This window comes from Bartonella sp. AD328YNZD (assembly GCF_042196425.1).
This window is the reverse complement of record NZ_JBHIQG010000110.1, coordinates 1-7,079: the sequence shown is the minus strand read 5'-3', so window position 1 is coordinate 7,079 and position 7,079 is coordinate 1. Positions and strand designations below refer to the sequence as shown.

Sequence of the window (7,079 nt, the reverse complement as noted above, 5' to 3'; positions counted from 1 at the left end):
TGGCCAGATATTTCCCAAAGTGACCTATCGAGAACTTGTGGCGCATTAACTTCAGCATATTGATGATCATCAAGGCGTCTACGCATATAGTTGATCAAATTTTGGAACATTTTCCAGCCTTTTTTGTGCCAAAAAATCATTCCTGGTCCTTCTTCTTGAAAATGAAATAAGTCCATTTCACGTCCCAAGCGGCGATGATCACGCTTTTCAGCTTCTTCTAACATATGGAGGTAGGCTTTTAAGTCATTTTCATTTGCAAATGCTGTTCCATAAATTCTCGTAAGCATCCGATTATTGGCATCGCCACGCCAATAAGCACCTGCGACTTTCATTAATTTGAAAGCATTTCCAATTTGGCCTGTAGATTGCATGTGCGGTCCGCGGCAAAGATCAAACCACTCTCCTTGATAATAGATTTTTAAATCTTGATTTTCAGGAACGCTATCAATAAGTTCAACTTTATAAAATTCCTTTTTCTCAGAAAAAATTTTTCTTGCTTTTTCACGAGACCAAATTTCTTTCCTAAAAGGTTTATTGCGTTGAATAATTTCACGCATTTTTTTTTCAATGACGGTAAGATCATCTAATGTAAAAGGTTGTTGGCGTGCAAAATCATAATAGAATCCATTCTCAATAACAGGACCTATTGTCACTTGCGTTTCAGGAAAGAGTTCTTGCACTGCTTCAGCAAGAACATGGGCGCAATCATGTCTTATAAGTTCAAGAGCACGTGAATCTTCTCGGGTAATAATCTCTACTTGACCAGATTGTCCCAATGAATCCGATAGATCTCGCATAATGCCATTAAGACTATAGGCGACTGCTTTTTTTGCTAATGATTTAGAAATGGATTCTGCTAATTCCAAACCTGTCATTTCGGCGGGGTAATTACGTTTTGAACCATCTGGAAAAGAAAGAGAAATAGAGCAAGACATAAAAACACCCTTTAAATCCAATTCCGCTAACGATTGCGGATGGTTTTTCGTGAAAACTAAGTAAAAAGCTTATAGACTAATTTTTCTATCAGTACATATAAAAAAAGAAAAGGATTATTTATTGTGTTTGTCAGAAATTTTCCAGTAACGCCAAGGTTTATAAAAACAGCAAGAATTTCCCAGTAATGGAGGGACTGGATCAAAGCCAGCTGTTCCAAAGGGTCCACAACGCATGATACGAAAAAATCCCATCCATGCACCAGCCCAAAGCCCATGGCGTGCAATCGCTTCATATGTATATTCTGAACAAGTTGGGGCATGGCGACACTGATTGCCTATAAGACTCGAAAGTGTTATTTGATAGAGACGTATTAAGCAAATGCCCAATAATCGTCCGGGTGTTTTTTGCCAAGTGCCAGTGTAATTTCGAGTCAATTTTTTTTGTCGAGATTGCGATTTGAACATTTATTTTTCTTCAATTTTTTGAATACAATCTATCGTTGCCTCAAAGGGCAGTAGTGTTGCTGCATGGCGCACTTTATAGTCTTTAATGGGCTGTAAGCAAGAAAAATCCTCAAATGGAGCTTGAGGAGAAGGACCATCTTGCGTTAGCATTTGATAGATAATTTCACGCAATATTTTAAGATCTTGTGTTGTTTTTCCGATGATATGAGATGCTAAAAGTGAAGCCGAAGCTTGCCCTAGCACGCATGCGTGTATTTCATGGGCAAAATCCGTAATAATATCATTTTTTACTTTTAAATCTACGATAATTGTTGAACCGCAAAGGTGTGTATGTTTCCTTGATGTTGCATCAGGATTATTAAGGCGCCCAATTTTGCTTATATGTGCTGCATATTCAATTATTTTATCATTATAGATATTATCAATCATGCGCTATTGCCTGAAATTTTGAGAGCTGTGATTGTTTAAACTTTTAATTCGCTTATATAGAGATTATACAAAATGAAATAGATATTTAGCAAATGCTTTGTAGAGAGTAGGGTTGGAGTTTTTGAATGCGTAATGTTGTTAAAGAAGGTTCAAAGGATTCTTTTTTATCTGAAGAAAAGCGTCCTAATATTGAAGAGGTAGAAGAAGCGATTCGTACATTACTCTTATGGGTAGGGGAAAATCCAAGTAGAGAAGGGCTTTTAGATACACCAAGACGTATGGCTAAGGCATATCGCGAGCTTTTTAATGGTTATAGTCAATCGGTTGAAGAAACTTTAGGCACGGTTTTTGAAGAGGTTTCAGGATACAATGAATCGGTAATCGTAAAAAATATACCTTTTTATTCACACTGTGAACATCATATGATCCCAATTATCGGGAAAGCGCACATAGCCTATCTTCCTAATACAAAAGTCGTTGGCCTTTCAAAAATTGCACGTGTTGTAGATATTTTTTCTCGTCGTTTACAAACACAAGAAGCTATGACAGCGCAGGTAGCTCACGCTTTAAAAACATATCTAAAACCCCTTGGTGTCGCAGTACTGATTGAGGCTGAGCACATGTGTATGACTATGAGAGGAATTCAAAAACAGGGTTCTACAACAATTACCAAAAACTTTCATGGTTCTTATGAAAAAGATCAAGCTGCACAAGCATATTTTATGATGATGGTTCAAAGATCATAGGAAAGCCCATATTTCTCGTAATCTTTATTAAGTTATAAATTATCTGGATAAAATAAATTATGAGAAACAGAAAATTGGCTTGTACCTTTCTTGATGATTTGTTAAAGGCTGGAATCCAAAGTTTTTTGTTTCACCACGTGCGGTCGTGGCGGAATTGGTAGACGCGCAGCGTTGAGGTCGCTGTGGGGCAACCCGTGGAAGTTCGAGTCTTCTCGACCGCACCATTTGGCAATTAATCTCTGTAATGAGAGGAAGTTGTGTAAAAAGAGAATGTATCATTATAAAGAAATCTTTCTTTTTTTATTATTTGTTGGTGTATTTCCAATAATGTTTCATTAATTTTTCATTTTTTATTACTTTAATTCTGTGCATTTGAAATGTTATATTTTTTATAGGGTGGGATGGTGTTGCAGTGAAAAGTATAGTGGTTTTAAGATATTTAACACTTCTTATTTGTATTTCTTTATTATCAGCATGTAGCGATTCGCGTGCTGTACTTTGGCATGGGGTGCATGCAACTCCTTCTATGATTGCAGTAGAAAGGGAAGTTGAAGGAAAACCAATTTCTCCAAAAGCCATTGTTCCAGTGTATGTTGCAACAAGTCGTATGATGCAAAATAATTACTCTCAACCTTATGGCATAGAGCGATCAAATAAAGTGCATTATAATCGTGTTGATGTAGGAATCCCCCAGCAACATGTAAAGGGAGTTGTTGAAATAAATGCGTATAAACCTACGCATGATAAATATTTTGCAGCAGTAGCATTACAAAAATACGATAATAAAGAACAGTTTAAGCAGCAATTAAATGCTGCTTTAGCAAAAAAGCCAAAAGGAAAAAGAGAAATTTTTCTTTTTATCCATGGATATAATAATAATTTTGCAGATGGTACATTTCGTACGGCGCAGTTTACACACGATTATTCTTTAAATGTTGTCGCTGTGCATTATTCTTGGCCTTCTGCTGGATCAGTTCCTCTTTATATTTATGATCGTGACAGTGCTAATTTTGCCCGTGACGGATTAATAGAGCTTTTGACACTTATTAGTGAAACCAATGCTGATCAGATTTCGGTCATTGCACATTCTATGGGCAATTTTGTTATAATGGAGGCATTTAGAACTTTAGCCCTACAGGGAAAATATAAGCCTATTCATCGTATTACAAGTTTATTAATGGCTGCACCAGACATTGATGTTGATGTATTTGAGCGCCAACTTAATGATATAAAAAAACTCCCACAGCCAACAGCTATTTTAGTATCCAGAGCGGATAAAGCTCTTGCTGTTTCAGGACGTCTTACGGGTGGACATCATCGTGTGGGTGATGGCTCAGATATTGAAATGTTGCGTAAAAACGGAATAGCTGTTCTTGATTTCTCTCATGTAGATGGAGGGGCCCATAATGTCTTTGCATCTTCGCCAACATTGATGGCTCTTTCTCGAGAAGGTTCTTTGGCTTCAACAATTATGCAAGGTACAGAATTGTCACCTAGTCAAGCTCTTCTTGCTGATGGTAGTAGTGTGTTGGAGAAAACAACACATCTTATCCTTTATACACCTGTACGTTTTCTCTCTCCACGAATTCCACGTTGATAGTGAAAAGAGAAAAAAGGTTTCATCGAATAATGCATTAGAATAATATTTTTTAGCACTTTCTTTAGAATGCCTTTGTAAAATAAAAATAAATAGCGGAATGAATGTAAAAAAACAGTCATTAGGTAAGTTTGTGATGAATGCACGAAAACGCTATGTCAATACCCCTACAGTTGTTGATTATTTATCTCATTCCGCAATTAAGTTGTTAGACATTCATACTATGCTTGTGAAGGTGAGAAAAGGTGATATGGGGGAAAAACCAAATTTATTGCGTCAAATTGATTCTACGAAACAACAATTAGATGAGATAAGCCATGCTCTTATTTTAGAATATCGTAAACGTCAAGAAAATGAACGCTTTTTAAAACAAATTCTGCTATCCATTTCCGATCAACTTTTTTCACTTAATAATGGTTTTAAGGAAACTGGGCGTCTTTTCTTTCAAGAAGTTAGAATACTTCAATCCCAGATGCAATGTTTATATGAGGGGAAGGAGAGGTTGCATTTATTGAATAGCCAAGAAGCTTTTTGTTCTCCATCAAAAATTGATGAAATCATTAAACAGTTACAAAAAGCGCGAGAAAAGCTTATTATTGAAAGCCCTCATCTCTTTGAGAAAAAAACAAAAGCTAAACAATAAAAGTTTTTTTAATTGAAAAGATAGATAATTTCACACAAAAAACGCTGTTAGAAGACTATAGTCTTTTTAAAGAAAAGAATTTGCAATAATAAACAAGTCGCGTGTATTTGATAATCACACTTTTTATTGCATTAAAGCTTTAAGAGACTTTGGTTGTATCTTTGGTAAAGTTAAGCAGGGAAGACTTTATTAGCAAGAATCAGATTGTGTAAAGAAGCGCAAGGACATATGATGTTTATATTTTTTATGTTCCGATAAAAATAAAGAAAAAATCTCAAATTAGAAATTAAAGGTGGATGAAAAGGCAAGTTAAGTAAAAGCAATACAAGGTTATCAGCATCACTTGTAATGTCATCTCCTCAGGGTAAATATGCCATAAAAAAGTTGGAACAAAATATCAGTTTTTTTTGCATGAGCTTGTATAAAGTTAACGATATCTTCCTTAAAAACTATAATGATATTCGTTTTTGAAGAGAGATCAAAAATTATCGCATTAAGATTAACAAACGTGAGTACACCAATATTTTTAATTTATATATCCTATTGTAGGATTTAAATTTTACGATGATATTAAACGTACTATATAATAGATATTGTATATGCTTGATAAGGTTTTTTTATATAGAGATAGTGTACAATATCTTCACACGTTTAAAATAATGACCAATAAAATCTAAAAATTAGCTGTATCTTTAGCATTTTTATTTTCTATAGAGATTGGCAAAAAATCTGTTCCTGTAGGACTGGAGGAAAAGATCATAGAGCTTTATGGTTTAGATAAAGAGAAGGCTTTACTCCTAAGGAAAGCAGCTTATGCTTGTCGCAAAAGTTTTACAATCAAGACTTCTGATCCGTTGAGGCATGAGGCGGTTGGTGAGTTTGTTAGAAGTTTAGAGAATTTTTCACAACAAAACTTAGCAGAATTAAAAGACCTTCTTGAGAAAGTTTGCAAAAAAAGAGGCATCCTATAGAGATAGGTTGAAAAATCCTATTCCCTAACTTTTATCCACGTATCCCGTACTTTAAAAAAAATAATAAAATCAATAAGTCACTTGCAGTATAAAATTGAATGGTGGGCGATGAGAGACTCGAACTCCCGACATCCTCGGTGTAAACGAGGCGCTCTACCAGCTGAGCTAATCGCCCAATGCAATAATCAGCAACTGAATGAACCCTCTTTAAGGAAATTTTTTTCTAAACGCAAGAATAAAGATAGTATTTGATAATTTTTTTAAAAAATGCATAATCCTTCTTGACATAAACGAATGAACCCCTTACACGACCGCTTGTACCAAATAAATTAATTGGTTCAAAAAATGCGCGGGTGTAGCTCAGTTGGTTAGAGTGCTGGCCTGTCACGCCGGAGGTCGCGGGTTCGAGCCCCGTCACCCGCGCCATTTTCTATTTCCTCATAGGACTTTCTTTTTAAGATGTCCTTGTACTGTAGGTTAGGTGGTAGAGTATTTGATTTAGGGGGGGAAGTAAGTATATTTTTTCTTTTTATATGATTATAAGAATAGGACTTGCGTCTTTTTTTTCTCTGCGTTACCTATGCCGATGAGAAAAGTATCGCTCTGTATATCTTTGAAGCTGTATAAGCAGAGTCAATGAAGCGGTTATTAAGTTTGCCTGTTTGATTTCGCAATATTGAATAATTGTGTTAAGCTTAGGCATTTCGTTACGATGGAAGAGGGTTATGGCTTATTTATTGAGCTCTTATTTACCGGTTTTGATCTTTATTATTGTTTCGGCAGTTATTGCTGGAGCTTTGTTGATTATACCTTACATTGTAGCATATCGTTCCCCCGATCCTGAAAAGTTATCGGCTTATGAATGTGGGTTTAATTCATTTAGTGATGCTCGCATGAAGTTTGATATTCGTTTCTATTTGGTATCAATTTTATTTATTATTTTTGATCTTGAAGTTGCTTTTCTTTTTCCTTGGGCTGTTTCATTCAAATCGATAGGTGTGTTTGGCTTTTGGTCGATGATTGTGTTTTTAGCGATTTTGACTATTGGATTCATATATGAATGGAAAAAAGGAGCTCTTGAATGGAATTAAAATCTAATCATTCAACAATTACAGCTCCGAAACCAAAAGGAATCATTGATCCCAATACTGGTGAATTGATAGGATCTAACGATAAGTTTTTTCGTGATATTAATGCTGAATTATCAGATAAGGGTTTTTTAGTTACCTCGGCAGATGCTTTGATTACTTGGGCACGTACCGGTTCTTTAATGTGGATGAGTTTTGGTTTGGC

7 protein-coding genes, 3 tRNA genes and 2 pseudogenes are annotated in these 7,079 nt (G+C 35.4%); 8 read left to right on the top strand and 4 right to left on the bottom strand.

Annotation, left to right across the window (positions count from 1 at the left end; all coding sequences use genetic code 11):
• From ACFIO3_RS06555 to ACFIO3_RS06545, 3 genes are all read right to left on the bottom strand, one after another.
• On the bottom strand, positions 1-935 hold a 935-nt coding region (locus ACFIO3_RS06555; protein WP_375704215.1), incomplete at its 3' end, for a TGS domain-containing protein.
• A gap of 114 nt (positions 936-1,049) precedes the next feature.
• Complete coding sequence (gene yidD / locus ACFIO3_RS06550) at positions 1,050-1,400, bottom strand: membrane protein insertion efficiency factor YidD (RefSeq protein ID WP_375608293.1); 351 nt, start codon at positions 1,398-1,400, stop codon at positions 1,050-1,052.
• On the bottom strand, positions 1,401-1,829 hold the full coding sequence (locus ACFIO3_RS06545; protein WP_375608292.1) for an iron-sulfur cluster assembly scaffold protein: 429 nt from the start codon (positions 1,827-1,829) through the stop codon (positions 1,401-1,403).
• Between the two features lie 125 nt (positions 1,830-1,954).
• On the opposite strand from ACFIO3_RS06545, the gene folE reads away from it, so the two are divergent.
• The 5 genes and pseudogenes from folE to ACFIO3_RS06520 all read left to right on the top strand — a co-directional run.
• The gene (gene folE, locus ACFIO3_RS06540; protein ID WP_375608291.1) at positions 1,955-2,575 is read left to right on the top strand and encodes a GTP cyclohydrolase I FolE; all 621 of its coding nucleotides are present in this window, start codon (positions 1,955-1,957) and stop codon (positions 2,573-2,575) included.
• Positions 2,576-2,714: 139 nt separating this feature from the next.
• Positions 2,715-2,799: transfer RNA gene (locus ACFIO3_RS06535), tRNA-Leu, on the top strand.
• Positions 2,800-2,987: 188 nt separating this feature from the next.
• A complete protein-coding gene (locus ACFIO3_RS06530) occupies positions 2,988-4,172 on the top strand; it encodes an alpha/beta hydrolase (RefSeq protein WP_375608290.1) in 1,185 nt (394 codons plus the stop codon).
• A gap of 136 nt (positions 4,173-4,308) precedes the next feature.
• The gene (locus ACFIO3_RS06525) at positions 4,309-4,815 is read left to right on the top strand and encodes a hypothetical protein (RefSeq protein WP_375608289.1); all 507 of its coding nucleotides are present in this window, start codon (positions 4,309-4,311) and stop codon (positions 4,813-4,815) included.
• Positions 4,816-5,492: 677 nt separating this feature from the next.
• Positions 5,493-5,786: pseudogene (locus tag ACFIO3_RS06520) on the top strand (XRE family transcriptional regulator); the annotation flags it as partial.
• Between the two features lie 99 nt (positions 5,787-5,885).
• Here ACFIO3_RS06520 and ACFIO3_RS06515 read toward each other — a convergent pair.
• Positions 5,886-5,961, bottom strand: a tRNA-Val gene (locus tag ACFIO3_RS06515).
• A 174-nt stretch (positions 5,962-6,135) separates the two neighbouring features.
• Between ACFIO3_RS06515 and ACFIO3_RS06510 the strand changes: the two genes are divergently transcribed.
• The 3 genes and pseudogenes from ACFIO3_RS06510 to ACFIO3_RS06500 form a co-directional block, all read left to right on the top strand.
• A tRNA-Asp gene (locus ACFIO3_RS06510) sits at positions 6,136-6,212 on the top strand.
• A gap of 299 nt (positions 6,213-6,511) precedes the next feature.
• Positions 6,512-6,877 carry an NADH-quinone oxidoreductase subunit A gene (locus tag ACFIO3_RS06505; RefSeq protein ID WP_375608288.1) on the top strand — a complete coding sequence of 122 codons (366 nt, stop codon included), beginning with the start codon at positions 6,512-6,514 and terminating at the stop codon, positions 6,875-6,877.
• A pseudogene (locus ACFIO3_RS06500) lies at positions 6,868-7,079 on the top strand (NADH-quinone oxidoreductase subunit B); the annotation flags it as partial. The gene ACFIO3_RS06505 and the pseudogene ACFIO3_RS06500, both read left to right, overlap by 10 nt.